Below are 19,440 nucleotides of genomic sequence, written 5' to 3'. Positions count from 1 at the left end.
TTCATATATGGAATTGATTTATCTATTAGTATTTGCAGTAATCATAATTTCTACCCTTCTGTTTGCTGCACGTTGTGTTTCATCTTTTTCAGGTAGTGCATAAATGGGTTGTGAACTTCCAAATCCCTTAAAAGTTAATCTGTTTTCGTTAATTCCATTTGCTACTAAAAAGTTATTGATGGCTTTAGCTCTTTGTGTCGACAAATCCAATCTATCTATAGGCATACAACACAAATGTCCTTGGATTTCAATTTTAAGACTTGGCTTTTTTTGCATCACTACTAACAATTCATACAATTTTCCTTTTGAATTTGGAACAACAATAAAAGTATTAATTTGAAAATTCAAATTTTCGACTTTTAATTTTTGACCTACAGCAGCTTCATTCATCTTCTGCATGAAATCAATATCTAGTTTATATTCTGATTGCGTTCCGTCAGGATTATCAAAAACTAATTTTTCAGGATATTGCATGGCTACTTTAGGCAATTCAATTGGGTCTGCTTTGATTCCAAGTATTTCATTTTCACGGTTTAAATCTTTAGACTCAATATAAAAAAGAGTTACTTTTCTGTTTTCGGCCTTAATTTTAGAATTAGAATGTAACTCTCCAAAACTTCTGGTTTTAAAATCTTCTCTGATTTTTACCTTATCTTTAATGACATTATAAACAAAATTGATTCTTTTTTTAGCTAAAGTATCATTAAACCCAAAAGTACCGTCCTCATCACAAAAACCATGTATTCCTAGAACTTTTATCATTGGATTTTGATTAATCCATAGATTCAATCTTTGACTTTCGCTAGGATTAACCTCATATTTATTACTTTCAAAATATATCGAAAATTGTTCTTGTGCTATAACTGAAGTCATAGAAAACAAAAAAAATAGAAGTAAAAAAAAGAGTTTCATTCGTTAGTTTATGAATACCGAAAGTTACAAAAATTTATTTTGTTAATAGTAATTCTCTATATTTTGTTAAAGTCCAAATCTGGTCATCAACAAGCAACTCTAATCTATCACAATGATTTCTAATTACTTCGAAATAAGGCTTCACATTATTACAATAGGCCTCAGCCATTGACTGAGCATTTGTCAAATTATTGGCTTTTTTTCTTTCATTAGTCATTTCTTCTACTTTAGAATTAATACCTTCAATGTGTAATGAAATTTCTTTAATAAGTAAGATTTGCTCTTTGGCAATGGTTTCAAATTCTGTTCCAAAAATCTCTTTTAATCCCCTAACATTTTCGATTAAAGTATTTTGATACCGAATCGCAGTGGGAATTACGTGATTCTTAGATATATCTCCTAAAACTCTGCCTTCTATTTGAATTTTTTTAACGTATTCTTCAAGTTCAATTTCATAACGAGCTTCGACTTCGACATGATTCATAACACCCATTTCAGAAAACAAATCTAATGCCTGTTTTGATGCTCTTGCTTTTAATGCCTCAGGAGTAGTTTTAAAATTACTCAACCCTCGTTTTGCAGCCTCAATTTCCCATGCTTCACTGTATCCGTCACCTTCAAAAAGAATTTTCTTAGACAATTTGATATATTCTCTTAAAACATTAAATATCGCTTCATCTTTTTTTAGCCCTTTTTGGTCTATTAAAGCATCAACTTCTATTTTAAAATCTTTTAATTGTTTGGCTACAATTGTATTTAAGGTAGTCATAGCATTCGAACAATTTGCTGACGAACCTACAGCTCTAAACTCAAATTTATTACCCGTAAATGCAAATGGCGAAGTCCTATTTCTATCCGTATTATCTAAAAGTACGTCTGGAATTTTCCCTACCACATTTAATTTTAAATCGGTTTTTTCCTCAGGTGACAATTTTCCTGAAGTCACTCCTTCTAATTCGGCTAAAACTTTAGTCAATTGTTCACCAATAAAAACAGAAATTATAGCTGGAGGTGCTTCATTAGCTCCTAATCTATGGTCGTTACTGGCTGTTGCAATTGCTGCCCTCATCAATGATTCGTAATCATTAACGGCTTTAATGGTATTAATAAAAAAAGTTAAAAATTGCAAATTGCTCATTGGTGTTTTACTTGGACTTAACAAGTTTACTCCAGTATCAGTAGCCAATGACCAATTATTGTGTTTACCGGAACCATTTACTCCTTTAAATGGCTTTTCGTGTAAAAGAACCTTAAAATGATGGCGTTCAGCAACTTTTTCCATTATGTCCATCAACAAACAATTGTGATCTACAGCCAAATTGGTTTCTTCAAAAATAGGAGCTAATTCAAATTGATTTGGTGCTACTTCGTTATGTCTTGTTTTTACTGGAATGCCAAGCAACATGCACTCTTGCTCTAAATCTCTCATATACATTAAGGCACGACTGGGAATTGAACCAAAATAGTGATCGTCTAATTGTTGTCCTTTAGCTGAAGTATGTCCTAACAAAGTTCTTCCCGTCATTACAATATCTGGTCGAGAATTGGCTAATGAACGGTCGATGAGAAAATACTCTTGTTCCCACCCTAAAGTGGCTGTTACTTTTTTAACATTTTTATCGAAATATTTGCAGACCTCTGTGGCAGCATCATCCATAGCGGATAATGCTCTTAAAAGAGGAATTTTATTATCTAAAGCTTCACCTGTATAAGAGATAAAAACGGTTGGAATACACAAAGTCGTACCGTAAATAAAAGCTGGAGAAGTTGGATCCCAAGCGGTATATCCTCTAGCCTCAAAAGTATTCCGTATTCCTCCATTAGGAAAACTAGAAGCGTCTGGTTCTTGCTGCACTAATTGACCACCACCGAATTTCTCAACAGGATCACTTCCATCATAAGAGGTCTCAAAGAAAGCATCATGTTTCTCAGCAGTAGCTCCTGTTAATGGTTGAAACCAATGAGTATAATGAGTAACTCCTTTAGACAGTGCCCATTCTTTCATCCCCATTGCAATATAATCGGCTAATTTTCTTTCAATTTTTGTTCCAAATTGGATTGCGCCTTTCACTCCCTTTAAGGCATCGGAAGTCAAATATTGCTTCATTGCCTTTTCATTAAATACATTAGAACCAAAAAGTATTGATTTTCTATCCGTTTCTTCAAAATGAATTGGTTTTCTTCTTGAAGCATCTTTCAAAGCTTGAAATCGTAAAGTTGCCATAATTAATTTTTTTATCAAATATAATTATTATTTATCACATACAAAAAATATCAATTTTAAAATTTTACCCTATCAAAAATAGGGTATTCATAAAAATCATTGATTAAAAGACATATTTAACCCTTAATTTTTACTCATAAGGAATTTAATTTATATTTGCATAGAAATATAATTACACAATTAATTTATACTATTATGGCTAAAATAAAATTAGAGTACCTTTGGTTAGATGGTTACGAACCAACTCAAAATCTTAGAAGTAAAACTAAAGTAGAAGAGCACGAAAATTTTCAAGGTACTTTAGCAGAAATCGGAAATTGGTCATTTGATGGATCTTCAACAAGACAAGCTGAGGGCGGATCGTCTGATTGTCTACTTGTGCCTATAGCTATTTATCCTGATCCAACTCGTATTAATGGATATTTAGTAATGACTGAAGTTATGTATGCTGATGGTAAACCTCACCCATCAAACGGTAGAGCTACTATTGATGATGATGGCGATTTCTGGTTTGGTTTTGAACAAGAATATTTTATAATGGATACTAAAACTTTATTGCCTTTAGGATTTCCTGTTGGTGGCTACCCTGCTCCTCAAGGAATGTACTACTGTTCAGTAGGTGGAAAAAATACACATGGAAGAAAATTAGTTGAAGAGCATGCCGATTTATGTATCGCTGCTGGTCTTAACTTTGAAGGTATAAATCAAGAAGTTGCTTGTGGACAATGGGAATTTCAATTGTTTGCAAAAGGAGCTAAAAAAGCAGGTGATGAGATTTGGGTTGCTCGATATTTACTAGATCGTTTGACTGAAAAATACGGATATTATATAGAATACCATCCAAAACCTCTTGGAGATACTGACTGGAATGGTTCCGGAATGCATGCTAATTTCTCAAATGAAGTTTTAAGAACTTGTGGAGACAAAGCTATTTATGACAAAATATGTGAGGCGTTCCGCCCTGTTGTCGAAGAACATATAGCTGTTTATGGTGCTTATAACGAACAACGTTTAACTGGTAAACACGAAACTGCTTCTATTCACGATTTCTCTTATGGAGTTTCAGATAGAGGTGCTTCAATTAGAATTCCACTTTATACTGTACAAAAAGGTTGGAAAGGGTATCTAGAAGATAGAAGACCAGCATCTAACGGTGATCCATATAAAATTGCAGCAAGAATTATCAAAACTGTAAAGTCAGCATTGTAAATCTTATTCTTTTATAATTACAAAGTGCCTTCAAAATGAAGGCACTTTTTTTTGAAATATTTTTAAAATATAATCAAATTCAAAAAGTATCTTTGCTAAAATAATAAATCTATGATCATTTGGATATCCTTTCTAACGTTAATTCTAGTAATTCTTGCGCTTGATTTAGGTGTTTTTAATAAAACTCCGCATATTATAAATAGTAGAGAAGCTAGTAAATGGACTGCTATTTGGTTTGCGTGTTCCATGCTGTTTTCTGGAGTTGTCTATTGGTTGTATTCTACTGATTATACAACTAATGCCAACCATTATACTTCTGAGGTTGCGGCAATGAAATTTATTACCGGCTATTTAATTGAGCTCTCATTAAGTATCGATAACATTTTTGTCATCGCTCTCATTTTTGCTGCTTTCAAAATACCACAGAAATACCAACACCGCGTTTTGTTTTGGGGAATTATTGGAGCGATTCTATTTAGAGGTTTAATGATTTTCTTTGGCGTCCTATTGATTAACAAATTTACATGGACTACTTATCTTTTTGGCGCTTTTTTACTCTTTACGGCTATAAAAATGCTTTTTACAGGAGACGAGAGTGAGTTTGAACCTAAGAAATCTTTTGTTTACAAAGCTTTAGGAAAAATCATCCCAATTACTAGCACAACAGAAAAAGAACATTTTTTTATAAAAATTGAAAATAAAACTTTTGCAACTCCTTTATTTGTTTCCTTAGTAGTTATAGAAGTAATGGATGTTATTTTTGCTGTGGATAGTGTTCCTGCTATTTTAGCAATCACTTCTGATCCTTTTTTGGTGTTTAGCTCTAATATTTTTGCTATATTAGGCCTACGTTCGATGTATTTCTTTTTGGCTAATATGTTAGAAAAATTCAGTCATTTAGGATATAGTCTAATTGCAATTTTAAGTTTTGTAGGTTTAAAAATGTTATTCCATGATTATATAGAAATACCAGAATGGTTTTCGTTAGGATTTATAGCAGCAGCATTATCTATCGGTGTACTAGTTTCATTAAAAATGAGTAAATCAACTTAAAAATTTATACTTAGAAACTAATTTATTTTTTTAACTTACTGACAATTCCTTTTATTTCTTGTTCCTTACTTTTTGGATAAATGAGTAAAACGTTATCTTTATCTACAATTATAAAGTCTTCTAAACCATCTATTATTACCAATTTATCTTTAGATGTACTAATAATATTACTTGAAGCATTATTCAGTAAAACTGTAGCATTAACTACAGCATTATTATTTTCATCTTTATCTAATTTCTCGTGTAATGAACCCCAAGTTCCCAAATCATTCCAATCGAAAGTGGCCGGTAAAACGTAAACATTTTTTGCGTTTTCCATTATAGCATAATCAATAGAAACATCCTCAGACAAACCATAATTTTGGTCAATAAAAGTCTGTTCTTTTTCAGTGTTATAATTACTCCAACCTTTTAAAAATAAATTATTCATTTGTGGTTGAAATTTTTCGAACGCTTCTAAAATTGATTTCACGCTCCAAATAAAAATTCCTCCGTTCCATAAAAAATTACCACTAGCTAAAAACGATTTTGCTGTTTCAAAATCTGGTTTCTCTCTAAATTGATTTACTTTTTTTATTGGATTTGTATCTGTTTTATCAAATTCAATATATCCAAAACCTGTATTTGGAAACGTAGGTTGAATTCCTAAAGTCATCAAAGCATTCTCTTTGGCACAAAAATCAAAACAATTTTGTAAGTTTTCTGCAAATGTTTTCTCATCCTCAATCCAATGATCACTTGGCGCAACCACCATAAGTGCATCAGGATTTTGCTTTTTTATTTTTAAAGAAGCATATAAAATACATGGAGCGGTATTACGCATGGCTGGTTCTAACAAAACTTGCTCTTGTTTTACCAATGGCAATTGCTCTAAAACAAGTGAATTGTATTTTTCGTTTGTTAAAATCAATATGTTCTCAACTGGAATTAATTGAGACAATCTATTAAAGGTTTTCTGAATTAGTGTATCGCCAGAACCCAACATATCGTGGAACTGTTTGGGAAACTCAGTGGTACTTACTGGCCAAAATCGAGATCCTACTCCACCTGCCATTATTATTGCGTAATAATTTTTATTCATTTTTTAATTTTAAAGCAACAAAGTTACAAAGTTGCATATTCATTTGCTCATTATCCTGGAATTATTTCTACCTCAGCATTGGCATTAAATAGAAATAATTTTCCTGTTTTTATTTCTAAACATTCGTATCGTTTTACACGAAGTCCTTTTTTCTGAAAAATTCTACCATTTTTAATTCTAAACAAACTACCACTAGGCACTTCATGAATAAAATGGATATCTACTTTTCGTTCGTCAAATTGTTTTAATGCAAATGCCAATCGTGCATCAGTATCACTACTCGCGGTAGGATTTCTAAAATGATTGGCTACTAAAGGCAATACTGAATGCGGGAAAATCTCTGGTCGTATAAACGGAATCATCATTCGTTGAAATGTAATTTTCCATTCATTACCATGAGGCTTGATGTTCCTGCCAAATTTTTCAAAAGCTACTAAATGTGAAATTTCGTGGACTAAAGTAATAAGAAACCGATACTTATTTAAATTGGCGTTTACTGTAATTTCATGTTTACCGCCAATTGATTTTCTATAATCGCCATGACGAGTTTGTCGTTCATTAACAATTTTGAGATGAACGTTATTGCCCTTAATTAATTCAAAGCAAATTTCAACTGAATGTTCTGGTAAATATTTTGATAATACTTCGCTCAAATCTTATGGAGTTGATGATGAAACTTGCAACACTTTTCCGTTGTAATATTTATTTCCCGTTAAAGCAAAATTATAAATATAATCGGCCATTGCTGCTGCAGAAAGTGGCGCTTCATATCCAGGGAAAGCTTCTTGTAACATCTCAGTATTTACAGCACCAAGGGCTAAAACATTAAAAGCAAATCCTTTTTCTTTATATTCTTCAGCCAATAATTCTGACAAAGTAATAACTGCACCTTTGCTAGAACTATATGCCGATAGCCCCGCAAATTTCATACTGCCTTGTATGCCACCCATGGAGCTTATGGTAACCACATGGCTTCCTTTTTGCAAATAAGGCAAAGCAATTCTTGTTAGATTAGCCACACCGAAAACATTTACTTTATAGATGTTTTCAAATTCTTGAGCTGTTGTTTCGGCAAAAGGCTTTAATAACAAACTGCCTGCATTATGAATAAGTATATCTACAGTTGCCCATGAAGAAGAAATAAAATCTTTTACTTGAACTAAATCTTCTTCTATAGATAAATCGACTGAAAGGCAGGATATGTTTTCGTTTCCTAGCAACCTTTTCGGAATAGTTCTCGATAATGCTAAAACTTGGTGTCCTGCATTTGCAAATTGCAAAGCCAACTCCAGACCAATTCCTCTGGATGTTCCCGTTATGATGATTTTTTTCATGCAATCATTTAATTTATGCTAAAATAAAAAAAATCCCGTCGAAATGGGATTTAAACAAACAAATAGTAACAACTTAATTTATTTTAACATTTCTAATTCTTGATTTTGTCCCAAATTAGCTTGGCGAACATTCAAAACTGTATTTGTAGTGAAATAGATTAAAAAGCAACTAACTAACATATTCCGATTTTTAATCTATTTTACCTACTTCAATTGATACTTACAAAAAATAATTCTAAAAACAATGGGATTATAAATATCTAGAACGTCGGATTAGTTTGTATTTGCGGAGTTTGTCGTTTTGTTCCAGAAAGTTCTGGTCCTACTCTTAATGCTAATTATTCCTTTTAGATATAATATAGTTTCGATAAAACTTTATACCTTGATAAATTCCCAACCCGAGAAAAACTAATGGAATGATTGCTCTCATTAAATACTTTGCTAGAAAATCAGTTTGATTAGAAAAATAATTTAAAGATACAATTAGAACCATCATGCCAAAAAAAGTTCCTGTTACGGTTCCTAAAACATAGACGTATTTTCTATTTCCTGATATTTCGATGTACTTTTCATTTAACACATACAAATTCCAACTGGTCCAAAACGGAATTTGAATAAAATTTAAACAACTAAGAATAATTCCGGTAGTAAATGTTTCCCAATAGCCAAAATTTGAAAACGCATTACTTTGAGTTTCGGATTTTGTTGCATTTGTATAAAAATAATAGGCTAAAACAAACATGAAAATTACCGAAAACCCCTGAATGTATTTCGTCAGCTTTTGATTTGAAGCTAATGTTTTGGCGAAAATTAATGTGAATAAAATGACAAAAAACTCAATACAAATTACTCCTAATAAATAAAAAATTGTAGTTGTTAAACCTTGTTGTTTATAAATTTCGAAACCAATTACATTCAAATATCCTAAAGGAATTGAACCAATAAAGCTAATTAAAAAACCAACGAGTATGTTTTTGATATTTATCATGTACTATAATTAACTATAAAATTTGTCATTTCGACAAAGGAGAAATCTCATCAAATCATTTTTATCATGAGATTCCTCGTACCTCGGAATGACAAAAAAGTAATTGTTAGATTTTAAAAATTTAAAATTTTCTTGTTTTGCTCAACATGCATACGATATTCATTCATTCCTTCTTTATGAGATAAATAAGGAATCCCATTTTTGTTATTTAAAACACTTATTTCATACATGTAGGTAATGTGCTTTGCAAGCTCTTTCCATGCAAACAAAATAGAATGTTTAGGATCGTAAATATGTGTGGGTTCGCTGGCGGCTCCATTTAATTCAACTATTGAAAAATTTTCTCCCCGTTCTAATTCTTCTAAAGTATTATACATTACATCCAACCTTCCGAAATAAAATCCAGGAATTTGAAGGCACACTTCATTTATGGTTTTGTTTAATTGTGGGGTAATCCAGTGGCTACCATTTATAAATTTTGCTCCACGAATATGATTGCCATAAGGCACTAAATTACGTTGTTCGTTTTTAGGTAAAACCTCTTGTAATTGATTTCCGTATTCTTTTTGCAGTACTTTTAGTTGCATTTCATGTCTCGGATTCCTTTTAATCAATTGTTCTATGGTAGCAAAACCATCACCAGTAACAATTAGAAATTCTTTAGCTACTATTCCTGTAATTCTACCTTCTTTTTCATTGGGATAGCGCACATAAAAAACGCCAATTTCATTAGGATATGGAATTAAATCTTGCAGTAAATAATCAAAATTCGCTTTTTGATTGTAGCTTTCTAATTCTGCTGTAGTTGCAATTTTTTTTACTGCTGACCCTCGCAATCCAATATCTGGTTTGGCAATTAAAGGAAATTGTATTTGCTCATTTTGGATACTATTCAAAATAATAGCTATAGAAGCCCCTTCTTTAATCAATGTAGTTTTTGGATAATATTTATTTGGAATTAAATCATAAATGGCTTTTTTGCTTTCCATTATAAATCCACCGTTTTTGATACTGGGATTGGAAGCATTAAAAAAGAAAATAGTTTTGGCTCGTAAAGCGTAATATGCCCATAAAAAATAGATTGGTAAATAAACCACCTGCATAGGCCAGTATTCCCAGTGCGTCAATTTGTGAAAAAATAATTTCAAAAGTGATATTTTTTATAAGATTAGAAAAGAATTAGTAAACTCATCCTCATTTATTAAATCATAGTGCAATACATTAACCTTATTCTGTTCGATTACCGTTTGTGTAATACTTAAGGTTTTGAGTTTGTCATTTCTATTTATTACCAATCCATTTTCTTTATTTTCATTGTTTGAGTATTTATGAAATAGAATCATCTCCTCTTCATTGACCTCTGGCTTCGTGTCTAAAAATTGATAAAACCATTCCGCTCTTTCCGTTCTAATTTCTTTCGTATACAAAGTAGCCGATGACCAGATATGATTTTTATTTTTATCTAATGGAATACTTTCTTTTATACTTCCATTCCATCGCAATTGATACAATTGTTGATCCTGAAATAAGACTAGTGTAAACGGCTCAATATTTAATAAATCTATTGATTCCCATGCAGCAATAGCCGATTCTGAACTGAAAATATCTAATAGAATTAATCCACGACTTTTTCGGTAAGGTGGGCTCCAATGATGCTTTTCATCGGCACCATTAAGCAATACCAAAACATTAGCTTGCTCATCTACAGCATACCAAGTTCCACCCGCTTTTGGATCTTTAGGAAAAAATATGTTTTTCTGATTAACAAGATAATTTTTTGGTGCTGTAGCAGGACGTAAAACCTGCTCATCTCTATTGGAAGTGATGATAATTTTACCTTGTGAATTTACAAAACTTACTGTACACATTGTTTCCTGTATTCGATAGTAGAACGAGCAACACCAAAGTTTTCGTGAACCTGTATTTTTCCATGCATTAAAATCGCAACTTTTATAAGTGCTTGATGATGAATGCAATGTTCTAAATTATAAAGCAATTCTCTGTGATAATTACTCTCTATTCTAATTTCTTCGCCATCAATAATTTGTTGCAACTCTATTTTCTTATTTGGCCTAGTAATTGAATCTTGAATGATTTTAATTTGAGTTAAAGCGAATTCAGTATTGGTTTGTATTAGGATATTGCGTTGTCTATTGTCATAATTTACAATTCCTGATTCGTATTGATTCTCTAGACATTGAAACATTTCAATAATGTGTCGTGTATGTTCTCCAATGCTGGAAGCACTTAATTCGGCACAAGGAGAAGCATAATCTTCATCAGAAATTTGTTGCAGCAATTCATTTAATTCCTCTAAACTACTATGTATGGATGATATTAACATATTTTATAATTTAAATTTTAATAAACTTGGAATGCTTTTTCTACTGCAATATACTAAAAATGAACAACAAAGAAAAGTAATAATAGCCAAAACAAAAAGAGTTCCTCCATCGTTTTTTACTTCAATTCCTAAAAATAGTAAATGAGAGAGTAATGCTCCAGCCATTGTTCCTAATCCCATTAAAGCGCCTAGCAAAGTTGTTCTTGGAATTAGAATTAATATTGAAGCGATTAATTCGACAATTCCTGAACCTATTCTGCCAAAAGGTTCTGCGCCTAGAGTTGAGAAAATATATACGCTTTCCTCAGCACCCGTAAATTTAAAATACAATGTTTGCACTAAAATAATCACTGCTATAAGTTTGGTTACCCAAATAAATACGTAGTTTTTCATATTTTAGATTTATTTATTAGTTAATAATTTTTTTCCAATTAATATCCGCCTTTTTCTTCAAGTTTATTTCGTCTTTATTCCAATTTTTTAAGGTGTTATTGAAATAAGCATTATAGTATAAGTTCAATTTTCCATCGACTATTTTAAAGGTTTCAGGGTCGACTTCAACTTTTTCACCAGTTGCTCCCATAGCGTAAGAACACCACCCGCCATATTGTGGTTCGTAAGCACCAGGACTTTTGGCAAAAGCTTCTTTGTTGGCTTGAGAAGAAAAATAATAAGTTACTCCTTCATGAGTAAAAATTAAGCTTGATTTTCCTTTTACAGCTTTCTTTTGTGTAAAATAAGCTACTGGATCATATCCTTGAATGGCTACTTTATTTTCTAAATTAAATTCCTTTACTCTTTTTGCCGCTGATTGCGCAAAGGTTACTAAAGATAAAAATAAAACGAATAGGATTAAAATTGATTTCTTCATTATGATTTATTTATTAAAAGTTATTAAAATGAATATTGATATTGCAATCCGAGAACAAAACTTCTGGTTAAACCATCAGGGCGAATATCCCGAACTACAAATGGTGTTGCCAGCGAAAGTTCTAAACTACTTTGTTTTGATACCGAATAAGAGCTAATCAAATTTCCGTTGATGGTTAAACCATCTGAACCGTTGATGCTTTCTCTTTGTCCAAAAATATTTTCAAAACTGTCTTCTCCCAAATGATAGATGAGCAAAACATTGGGTTTAAACGTGAATTTTTTATTAGGTGTTTTTATCGAATACGTGGCTCTTACTAAAGCATCTGGTTTTCTCTCGAACAAATTGGTTGATGGGAAATCATCGGTGCCGCCATATTCTTTGAAATAAGAGTTCTTGTTCAAATTAATTACTGGAAGCTGCAAAGCTGCATTGAAATCCCATTTTTTGTAATTCAAATTTGTACCTAAAAACAAATCGATAGTCCCCAAACTCGACTGGTAATCCAAAGGCAATGAATACCCATTAATCTTTAAGTTGGATGCTGTAAATGGAAATTTAAAACCTGTCAAAACACTCCATTGTTTCTTGCTTTTTTCTTTGAAAGTATAATTCCCAATTAAAAAAGCATCGCCAAACTGACTTCTGGTGCCAAAACTTCCAGTGGCAGTTGAAAAAGTAATTTTAGAGGTGAATGAAAATCTATCATTAAACCTCTTTGAATAAGAGATATATGGAGAAAAATAGGCTACATCGGCTTCGCCTAAACTATAAATAGCAGCAAACTCTAGTTTGTTTTTATGGTGTTTCTCATCCGTTTGGAAGCCATGATTGATAGAACAAATTCCGGCATCACTACAACCTTGCGCATTCATTTTGTTTGCTAGAAGTAAAATGGCAATCACTAAAAGTATATTTTTCATGATAGATTAATTTGAAGTTAATGCCGCAATAGCAAATAGATGATTGTATTGTTGACAATGAATTAGTACATGAGAATAATCAGAAACGCTAACAGTAGTCGGAACCTGATAAACGGTTTGTGAAGTCAAATTTCCCAAATTGACAAAATCAGTTGGAGTTTCGGCTTTTGACAAATAGACTTTTAAATCTGGACCACTTGAAATACTGAAGTTGTCTAAAACAACTTTGTATTGTCCGTTTTCTAAATAAATTTTGGCTTCACCAGTAACGGAAATGCCTGAAGTAGGTCTAAAACTACCGTAGTACTTTAATTCTGTAGCCGGATTTACTACAACTTTTTCTCTTTCTTTGGTTAATATCCCTTCTTCTTGACAGGAGGCAAAAAGAATAATTACTGTTAATAAAAGTAATTTTTTCATAGCAATTGTTTTTTACTATGACAAAACTACAACAGATGAGAACAGCGATTTGTCGTGTAGTTTACATTAAGTAGAAAATATATCTAAAACTTAGTAATATCATCAATGAATATTTCTTTTCTAGAATAATAAATCAATTGTTTTTCTTCCATTTCGTTGAGCAATTGAGTAGCGGTTTGGCGAGAAGTTCCTATGATTTGGGCAATATCGGCTTGTGTTAAATAGTTTTCTATTGTGACTTTATTTCCGTTAAATTTTCCTTCTCGTTCAGCCCAATCTTTTATAAAAGTAAACAAACGAGTTTTGGCATCTTTAGAGATCAAATTGGAATAATTGTTTTTAATGCGTTTCATTTTTAATCCAACGAACTTAGTATATGTCAACGCTAAGTTTGGATTTTGAAGCATTAAGTTTTCAAAATCCGACATCAAGAAACTACAAATGGCTACTTCATCGGTTAGTGCTTTGGCATATTCGTTAGAGTTTCTATCGTTTTCTAAAGTTAATTCTCCAAACAGATCCCCTTTTTGAATGATATCTTTGATGGTTTCGTTACCATCTTCATCCATTTCGACAATTTTGATATTGCCTTTTTTTAATAAGAATATACGAGGCACATCAGAAGATGAAAAATAAATAACATCGTTTTTTTTGGCTTTTTTAAAACCTGTAATAATGCACAATTGCTTGATTTGAGACATACTCAGTGTCCAAAATAACTTGTGATCTCGTAAATACCAATATTTTAGTTCTTCTGACATTTCGATTCTTTATGTAAAAATAGCTTATTTATAAATTTAAAAACCATCAAGGAATTAAGTTTCAATAAACCAAACAATGTTTAATTTCCTTAACTCCTTAATGATTTAAAATATTTTTTTGAACGTATTATTAAACCAATCCTCTAGAAATTACAATTCGCTGAATCTCCGAGGTTCCTTCATAAATTTGTGTAATTTTAGAGTCGCGCATCATTCGTTCTACATGATATTCGGCTACATAACCATTACCACCATGAATTTGAACGGCTTCATTAGCAACTTCCAAAGCAATTTCTGAAGCGTATAATTTTGCCATAGCACCAGAATGGGCAATGTCTTTACCTTCATCTTTTTCAAAAGCTGCTTTCAATATTAATAACTTGGCTGCAGTAATTTTCACATACATATCAGCTAACTTGAATGCAATGGCTTGATGTTTAAAAATTTCTTTTCCGAATGCTTTGCGTTGTTGTGAATATAATAATGCCAATTCGTAGGCACCAGTTGCTATTCCTAATGCTTGTGATGCAATACCAATTCGTCCAGCATTTAATACATTCATGGCAAATGCAAAACCAAATCCATCAGCGCCAATTCGGTTTTCTTTTGGTACTTTTACATCATTAAATAGTAACGAATGTGTATCAGAACCACGAATTCCCATTTTCTTTTCTTTGGGGCCAATTTCGAAACCTGACCAACCTTTTTCAACAATAAAAGCATTGATACCTTTATGCCCTTTTTCTACATCTGTTTGCGCAATTACTAAATAGGTAGAAGCTGTTGAGCCATTAGTAATCCAATTTTTAGTTCCGTTTAACAAATAATAATCTCCTTTATCAATAGCAGTTGTTTTTTGAGAAGTGGCGTCACTACCTGCTTCAGGTTCAGAAAGACAAAAAGCGCCTAGTACTTCTCCTTTAGCAAGAGGAACTAGATATTTCATTTTTTGTTCTTCGTTGGCATATTTTTCTAATCCCGCACAAACTAAGGAATTATTAACCGACATTATCACCGCCGCTGAAGCATCTACTTTTGCAATTTCAGTAATGGCTAGAGTATAAGAGATACTATCTAAACCTGAACCTCCGTATTTTGGATCTACCATCATACCTAAAAAACCCAATTCGGCCATCATTTTGACTTGCTCTGTCGGAAATTTTGAGTGCTCATCTCTTTCAATTACACCAGGTAATAACTCTGTTCGAGCAAAATCTTTAGCCGATTGTTGAATCATTAAATGTTCTTCAGTAAGATTAAAATCCATAGTTAATTAAGATAAAAATTGTGATTTATTTGAAATACAATCAAAGGTAATTTTTTATTGCTAGATTTTCAATTTTGATTTGTATTTTTGACTGATGTTACAACAAAAATACAATGTTATCGGAGTCATGTCTGGAACCTCGCTTGATGGTATCGATTTAGCTCACATTCATTTTACAATTATTGATAAAATTTGGACTTTCGAAATTCTTGAATATGAAACTGTAGGCTATAGCGACGATTGGATTATTAAATTAAAAAAAGCAATAGATTTTTCCACAAATGAGTTAAAAATCTTAGACAATAAGTATACAGAACTATTAGGCACTGTTATTTCCGATTTTATTAAAAAATATAAAATTTTAAATCTCGATGCAGTGTGTTCACACGGACATACTGTTTTACATCAACCCAAAAAAGGAATTACTTTACAAATTGGGAATTTACCTAAAATTGCTTCGATTTGTAAACAAACTGTAGTTTGTGATTTCAGAATACAAGATGTGCATTTGGGCGGGCAGGGTGCTCCATTAGTTCCAATAGGAGATCGGATACTGTTTTCTGAATATGAGTATTGCTTGAATCTAGGAGGGTTTTCAAATATTTCTTTTGAATCAAATAAAAAACGTATTGCTTTTGATATTTCTCCTGTAAATACAGTTTTAAATTACTACGCCAATATATTGGGCTTAGAGTATGATGATAAAGGGCAAATATCTCGCTCAGGAAAAATCAATGAAACCCTTTTGAATGAATTAAATAGTTTAGAATTTTACACAAAGTCTTTCCCAAAATCACTCGGATTTGAATTTGTAAAAGAAATCGTTTTGCCATTAATTGAAAAATATGGTATTTCAACTGAAGATAAAATGCGAACTTTTACCGAACATATTGCCCAGCAAATAGCATTGGCTTTAGATAGCTTCGAATCTCGCAAAGACAAAAACGGAAAATTATTAATTACTGGTGGTGGTGCATACAATGCTTTTTTAATTGAAAGAACACAATATTACTTACCAAAAATAGCAATAGTAATTCCCGATTCTAAATTACTTGAATACAAAGAAGCCTTAATTTTTGCATTATTAGGTGTTTTAAAATTGCGTAATGAAATAAATGTTTTAAATAGTGTAACAGGCTCTAATAAAGACCATTGTTCAGGCTTTGTTTATAATACAGATGAGGATTTAGATTTAAAATTGAATTAAACTAATAAAATAAACAATTTATTTTTTATATATTCGTTATGAAAAACAAGACAATCAATTAAAAAAATATGGAATTGACAGATTTAGAAAACAAAAAAAAGTCATTACTCATGACAACTGCATTATTTGCACTTTTGTTTTTAATCTTTTTTTATTTAAAATTCTCCAATCAAATTGAACGTCCTAGTCTTGAGGGCGGTGGTGGTGGCGGTGAAGTAGCGGTAAATTTTGGAGATAGTGATGTAGGCTCGGGCGATAATTTTCAATCTGTTGAAAAAGTAGTAGCCACTCCAAAACAAACACAACCAACTTCCTCTAATGAAAAAGAAATTGTGGTAAGCGAAAATGATGATGCTCCCGCAATTGCCGAAGTAAAAAAACTAAATGAAAAACCTAAAAAAGTCGAAGTCGTAAAGCCTATTGTAAAAGAAGTTCCAAAACCTTCAAAATCAACTTCTGATGCCTTATCTAATTTATTAAACGGATCAAATAAAGCTGGAGATGGTGATGATAAAGAAGCTGGAAATAAAGGAAAATCAAATGGTGATAAAAATGCCAGCGGTTATAATGGCGGTGGAGGAAGCGGAACAGGAAGCGGCGGAGGAAACGGCTCTGGACAGGGTATAGGGACTGGAAGTGGTTATGGTTCAGGATCAGGGAGCGGAACAGGAAATGGCAACGGCAATTATCAATTAGGAAATAGAAAAGCATTAAATAAACCTCAACCGAATTACATATGTGATGAACAGGGAATAGTTGTAGTTCAAATAGCTGTAGATAAATCGGGTAAAGTTATTACTGCAAATCCAGGTATTAGAGGAACTACAAATGCTGCTAAATGTTTATTAGACCAAGCGAAAATTGCTGCATTAAATACCAAATGGCAATCAGACGATGCAGCTCCCGAAAAACAAGTAGGAAAAATTATTTATAATTTTAAATTAACCGATTAGGTAATTACTCTATTCCTCATACATTATATATTTAATGGATTATCAAGAAACGGTGCAATGGATGTTTAATCAACTTCCTGTATATCAACTACAAGGCGCAATTGCTTATAAAAAAGATTTAACCAATACAATTCTTTTAGCCAATCATCTTGGAAATCCAGAAGCAAAAATAAAGTGCATTCATGTTGCTGGTACTAATGGCAAAGGTTCAACATCACACTTGCTGGCTTCCATTCTACAAGAAGCAGGTTACAAAGTAGGCTTGTATACTTCTCCTCATTTAAAAGATTTCAGAGAACGAATTAAAATTAACGGTGAAGAAATTGATGAAGATTTTGTTTGCAATTTTATAAATGAACACAAAAGTTTTTTTGAAAATAATGAATTAAGTTTTTTTGAAATGACAGTGGGTTTAGCTTTTGATTATTTCAAAACTAAAAAAGTTGACATCGCTGTTATAGAAGTAGGAATGGGTGGTAGATTAGATTCTACTAATATCATTACACCGCTAATTTCTGTAATTACAAATATTGGTCTAGATCACACTCAGTTCCTAGGCACTACATTAGAGCGTATTGCTTTTGAGAAAGCAGGAATCATTAAACCCAAAATTCCTGTCGTGATTGGCGAATATACAAATGAAACTCGAACCGTTTTTCTAAATAAAGCTAAAGCTTCTAGTTCAGAATTATTTTTTGCTTCAGATATCATTGAAGAAACTTTTCCTTCAACATTGATGGGTGATTATCAAGAACATAATAAAAAAACTGTTTTACAAACGATACAAATATTGAATTCACAAAATGAATTTATTATTACAGAAGAGCAAATAAAAAACGGATTACTAAATGTTATAAAAAATACTGGCCTTTTTGGAAGGTGGCAGCAAATAAATGAATTCCCAAAAGTAATTTGTGATACGGCACACAACAAACACGGCTTAACTATTGTTTTACATCAAATTCAAAAAGAATTTTTTGACACCCTACACATTGTATTAGGAGTTGTAAACGATAAAGATTTAGATGATATTTTACCTTTATTTCCAAAAAAAGCCATTTATTATTTTTGTAAACCTGATATCCCTAGAGGATTAGACGCGTCCTTTTTACAACAAAAGTCAATAGAATTTGGTTTGATAGGCGAAGTATATAATTCTGTTTCAGAAGCTTATAAAAAAGCCTTAAAAACCGCTAAAAAATCTGACTTTATATATGTAGGAGGCAGTACTTTTGTTGTTGCAGAAATTTTATAAATTTTATCAATTTTTATTTGCATATCCAAAAAAGTGCCTTATATTTGCACACGAAATAAAGAGAACATATTCTTTATATCGGGCGATTAGCTCAGCTGGTTCAGAGCACCTCGTTTACACCGAGGGGGTCGGGGGTTCGAACCCCTCATCGCCCACCATCTCGGACAAATTCAATTTTTTTGAATTTGTCCTTTTTTTTTGTCCTCTGTGAAAGGCTTTTAATACTAGTAATTCTCAAAAATAAGGGGTTTAAATCGGCGGTTCGAACTTTTTTATTTTCGAATTGAAACTTTTTTCGGAAATATCGAACCAATTATTCTTCGTTTGCCCTCTATATCTGATTCATTATATTGACATTCAATAGATTTGAGCTTCATCAAAACATTTTCATAGATTTTAATAACCCTCTTTTTGTCTTCTAGTTCAACTTCGTTTGATTTTAATTCTTGATGAATTTTATCGTAACGTTCTTTTGCAATTTTATATTCTGATTTGTCAATATTTCCTTTAATGTATAAGTCTTGTAATCTAACTAATTTATCTTCTATACTTTTAATTTTTTCATAATGTTTAGGTCCCGATGCTTCATTTCCAGATTGCTTTACTAATTGGTCTTTTATCATTTCAACTAATATTTT

At 31.8% G+C, this 19,440-nt stretch carries 22 protein-coding genes and 1 tRNA gene; 7 read left to right on the top strand and 16 right to left on the bottom strand.

Annotated features, from left to right (window positions below; genetic code table 11):
- Window positions 1–18 precede the first annotated feature (18 nt).
- On the bottom strand, window positions 19–873 hold the full coding sequence (locus F6464_RS10385; RefSeq protein WP_225318067.1) for an OmpA family protein: 855 nt from the start codon (window positions 871–873) through the stop codon (window positions 19–21).
- A gap of 73 nt (window positions 874–946) precedes the next feature.
- On the bottom strand, window positions 947–3,136 hold the full coding sequence (locus F6464_RS10380; RefSeq protein ID WP_151107741.1) for a glutamine synthetase III family protein: 2,190 nt from the start codon (window positions 3,134–3,136) through the stop codon (window positions 947–949).
- 195 nt (window positions 3,137–3,331) lie between these two features.
- Between F6464_RS10380 and F6464_RS10375 the strand changes: the two genes are divergently transcribed.
- Both F6464_RS10375 and F6464_RS10370 read left to right on the top strand, forming a co-directional pair.
- Window positions 3,332–4,345: a glutamine synthetase beta-grasp domain-containing protein gene (locus tag F6464_RS10375; protein WP_151107740.1), complete on the top strand. Its 1,014-nt coding sequence runs from the start codon at window positions 3,332–3,334 to the stop codon at window positions 4,343–4,345.
- Window positions 4,346–4,456: 111 nt separating this feature from the next.
- A complete protein-coding gene (locus F6464_RS10370; protein WP_151107739.1) occupies window positions 4,457–5,398 on the top strand; it encodes a TerC family protein in 942 nt (313 codons plus the stop codon).
- 22 nt (window positions 5,399–5,420) lie between these two features.
- On the opposite strand, the gene F6464_RS10365 is transcribed toward F6464_RS10370, so the two are convergent.
- From F6464_RS10365 to F6464_RS10355, 3 genes are read right to left on the bottom strand one after another with little or no spacing between them, the layout of a single operon-like run.
- Complete coding sequence (locus F6464_RS10365; RefSeq protein WP_151107738.1) at window positions 5,421–6,479, bottom strand: mannose-1-phosphate guanylyltransferase; 1,059 nt, start codon at window positions 6,477–6,479, stop codon at window positions 5,421–5,423.
- 50 nt (window positions 6,480–6,529) lie between these two features.
- Window positions 6,530–7,132 carry a SprT-like domain-containing protein gene (locus F6464_RS10360; RefSeq protein WP_151107737.1) on the bottom strand — a complete coding sequence of 201 codons (603 nt, stop codon included), beginning with the start codon at window positions 7,130–7,132 and terminating at the stop codon, window positions 6,530–6,532.
- Between the two features lie 3 nt (window positions 7,133–7,135).
- Window positions 7,136–7,813, bottom strand: coding sequence for an SDR family NAD(P)-dependent oxidoreductase (locus F6464_RS10355; RefSeq protein ID WP_151107736.1), 678 nt, complete (start codon window positions 7,811–7,813; stop codon window positions 7,136–7,138).
- Between the two features lie 282 nt (window positions 7,814–8,095).
- On the opposite strand from F6464_RS10355, the gene F6464_RS14770 reads away from it, so the two are divergent.
- The gene (locus F6464_RS14770) at window positions 8,096–8,164 is read left to right on the top strand and encodes a hypothetical protein (RefSeq protein WP_225318070.1); all 69 of its coding nucleotides are present in this window, start codon (window positions 8,096–8,098) and stop codon (window positions 8,162–8,164) included.
- Here F6464_RS14770 and F6464_RS10350 read toward each other — a convergent pair.
- The 10 genes from F6464_RS10350 to F6464_RS10305 all read right to left on the bottom strand — a co-directional run bounded on the left by F6464_RS10350 (window position 8,148) and on the right by F6464_RS10305 (window position 15,387).
- The gene (locus F6464_RS10350) at window positions 8,148–8,801 is read right to left on the bottom strand and encodes a LysE family transporter (protein ID WP_151107735.1); all 654 of its coding nucleotides are present in this window, start codon (window positions 8,799–8,801) and stop codon (window positions 8,148–8,150) included. The genes F6464_RS14770 and F6464_RS10350 overlap by 17 nt on opposite strands.
- A 113-nt stretch (window positions 8,802–8,914) precedes the next feature.
- Entirely contained in the window at window positions 8,915–9,949 is a 1,035-nt protein-coding gene (locus F6464_RS10345) for an ATP-grasp domain-containing protein (protein ID WP_151107734.1), read from the bottom strand.
- Between the two features lie 12 nt (window positions 9,950–9,961).
- Window positions 9,962–10,669 (bottom strand): NRDE family protein, encoded by a 708-nt coding sequence (locus F6464_RS10340; RefSeq protein WP_151107733.1) that lies wholly within the window; start codon window positions 10,667–10,669, stop codon window positions 9,962–9,964.
- Window positions 10,657–11,145: a DinB family protein gene (locus F6464_RS10335; protein ID WP_151107732.1), complete on the bottom strand. Its 489-nt coding sequence runs from the start codon at window positions 11,143–11,145 to the stop codon at window positions 10,657–10,659. Before F6464_RS10335 ends, F6464_RS10340 begins: the two co-directional genes overlap by 13 nt.
- Before the next feature lie 3 nt (window positions 11,146–11,148).
- The gene (locus F6464_RS10330; RefSeq protein ID WP_151107731.1) at window positions 11,149–11,538 is read right to left on the bottom strand and encodes a DoxX family protein; all 390 of its coding nucleotides are present in this window, start codon (window positions 11,536–11,538) and stop codon (window positions 11,149–11,151) included.
- Window positions 11,539–11,554: 16 nt separating this feature from the next.
- Window positions 11,555–12,016 carry a YHS domain-containing (seleno)protein gene (locus tag F6464_RS10325; RefSeq protein ID WP_151107730.1) on the bottom strand — a complete coding sequence of 154 codons (462 nt, stop codon included), beginning with the start codon at window positions 12,014–12,016 and terminating at the stop codon, window positions 11,555–11,557.
- A gap of 23 nt (window positions 12,017–12,039) precedes the next feature.
- Window positions 12,040–12,939 (bottom strand): hypothetical protein, encoded by a 900-nt coding sequence (locus tag F6464_RS10320; RefSeq protein WP_151107729.1) that lies wholly within the window; start codon window positions 12,937–12,939, stop codon window positions 12,040–12,042.
- Between the two features lie 6 nt (window positions 12,940–12,945).
- Entirely contained in the window at window positions 12,946–13,359 is a 414-nt protein-coding gene (locus F6464_RS10315; protein ID WP_151107728.1) for a DM13 domain-containing protein, read from the bottom strand.
- An 83-nt stretch (window positions 13,360–13,442) separates the two neighbouring features.
- Entirely contained in the window at window positions 13,443–14,120 is a 678-nt protein-coding gene (locus F6464_RS10310) for a Crp/Fnr family transcriptional regulator (protein ID WP_151107727.1), read from the bottom strand.
- 130 nt (window positions 14,121–14,250) lie between these two features.
- Complete coding sequence (locus F6464_RS10305) at window positions 14,251–15,387, bottom strand: acyl-CoA dehydrogenase family protein (RefSeq protein ID WP_151107726.1); 1,137 nt, start codon at window positions 15,385–15,387, stop codon at window positions 14,251–14,253.
- A gap of 94 nt (window positions 15,388–15,481) precedes the next feature.
- Here F6464_RS10305 and F6464_RS10300 point away from each other — a divergent pair, with 94 nt between their 5' ends.
- From F6464_RS10300 to F6464_RS10285, 4 genes are all read left to right on the top strand, one after another.
- Window positions 15,482–16,594, top strand: a complete 1,113-nt coding sequence (locus tag F6464_RS10300) for an anhydro-N-acetylmuramic acid kinase (RefSeq protein ID WP_151107725.1) — start codon at window positions 15,482–15,484, stop codon at window positions 16,592–16,594.
- Window positions 16,595–16,662: 68 nt separating this feature from the next.
- Entirely contained in the window at window positions 16,663–17,547 is an 885-nt protein-coding gene (locus F6464_RS10295) for an energy transducer TonB (protein WP_151107724.1), read from the top strand.
- 34 nt (window positions 17,548–17,581) lie between these two features.
- On the top strand, window positions 17,582–18,802 hold the full coding sequence (locus F6464_RS10290) for a bifunctional folylpolyglutamate synthase/dihydrofolate synthase (protein ID WP_151107723.1): 1,221 nt from the start codon (window positions 17,582–17,584) through the stop codon (window positions 18,800–18,802).
- 80 nt (window positions 18,803–18,882) lie between these two features.
- Window positions 18,883–18,960: transfer RNA gene (locus F6464_RS10285), tRNA-Val, on the top strand.
- A gap of 114 nt (window positions 18,961–19,074) precedes the next feature.
- Here the strand turns inward: F6464_RS10285 and F6464_RS10280 are convergent.
- Window positions 19,075–19,425 carry a hypothetical protein gene (locus F6464_RS10280; protein WP_151107722.1) on the bottom strand — a complete coding sequence of 117 codons (351 nt, stop codon included), beginning with the start codon at window positions 19,423–19,425 and terminating at the stop codon, window positions 19,075–19,077.
- Window positions 19,426–19,440: the final 15 nt, after the last annotated feature.

Source organism: Flavobacterium luteum, assembly GCF_008806775.1.
GTDB lineage: Bacteria > Bacteroidota > Bacteroidia > Flavobacteriales > Flavobacteriaceae > Flavobacterium > Flavobacterium luteum.
This window is presented reverse-complemented; position numbering and strand designations above follow the sequence as displayed.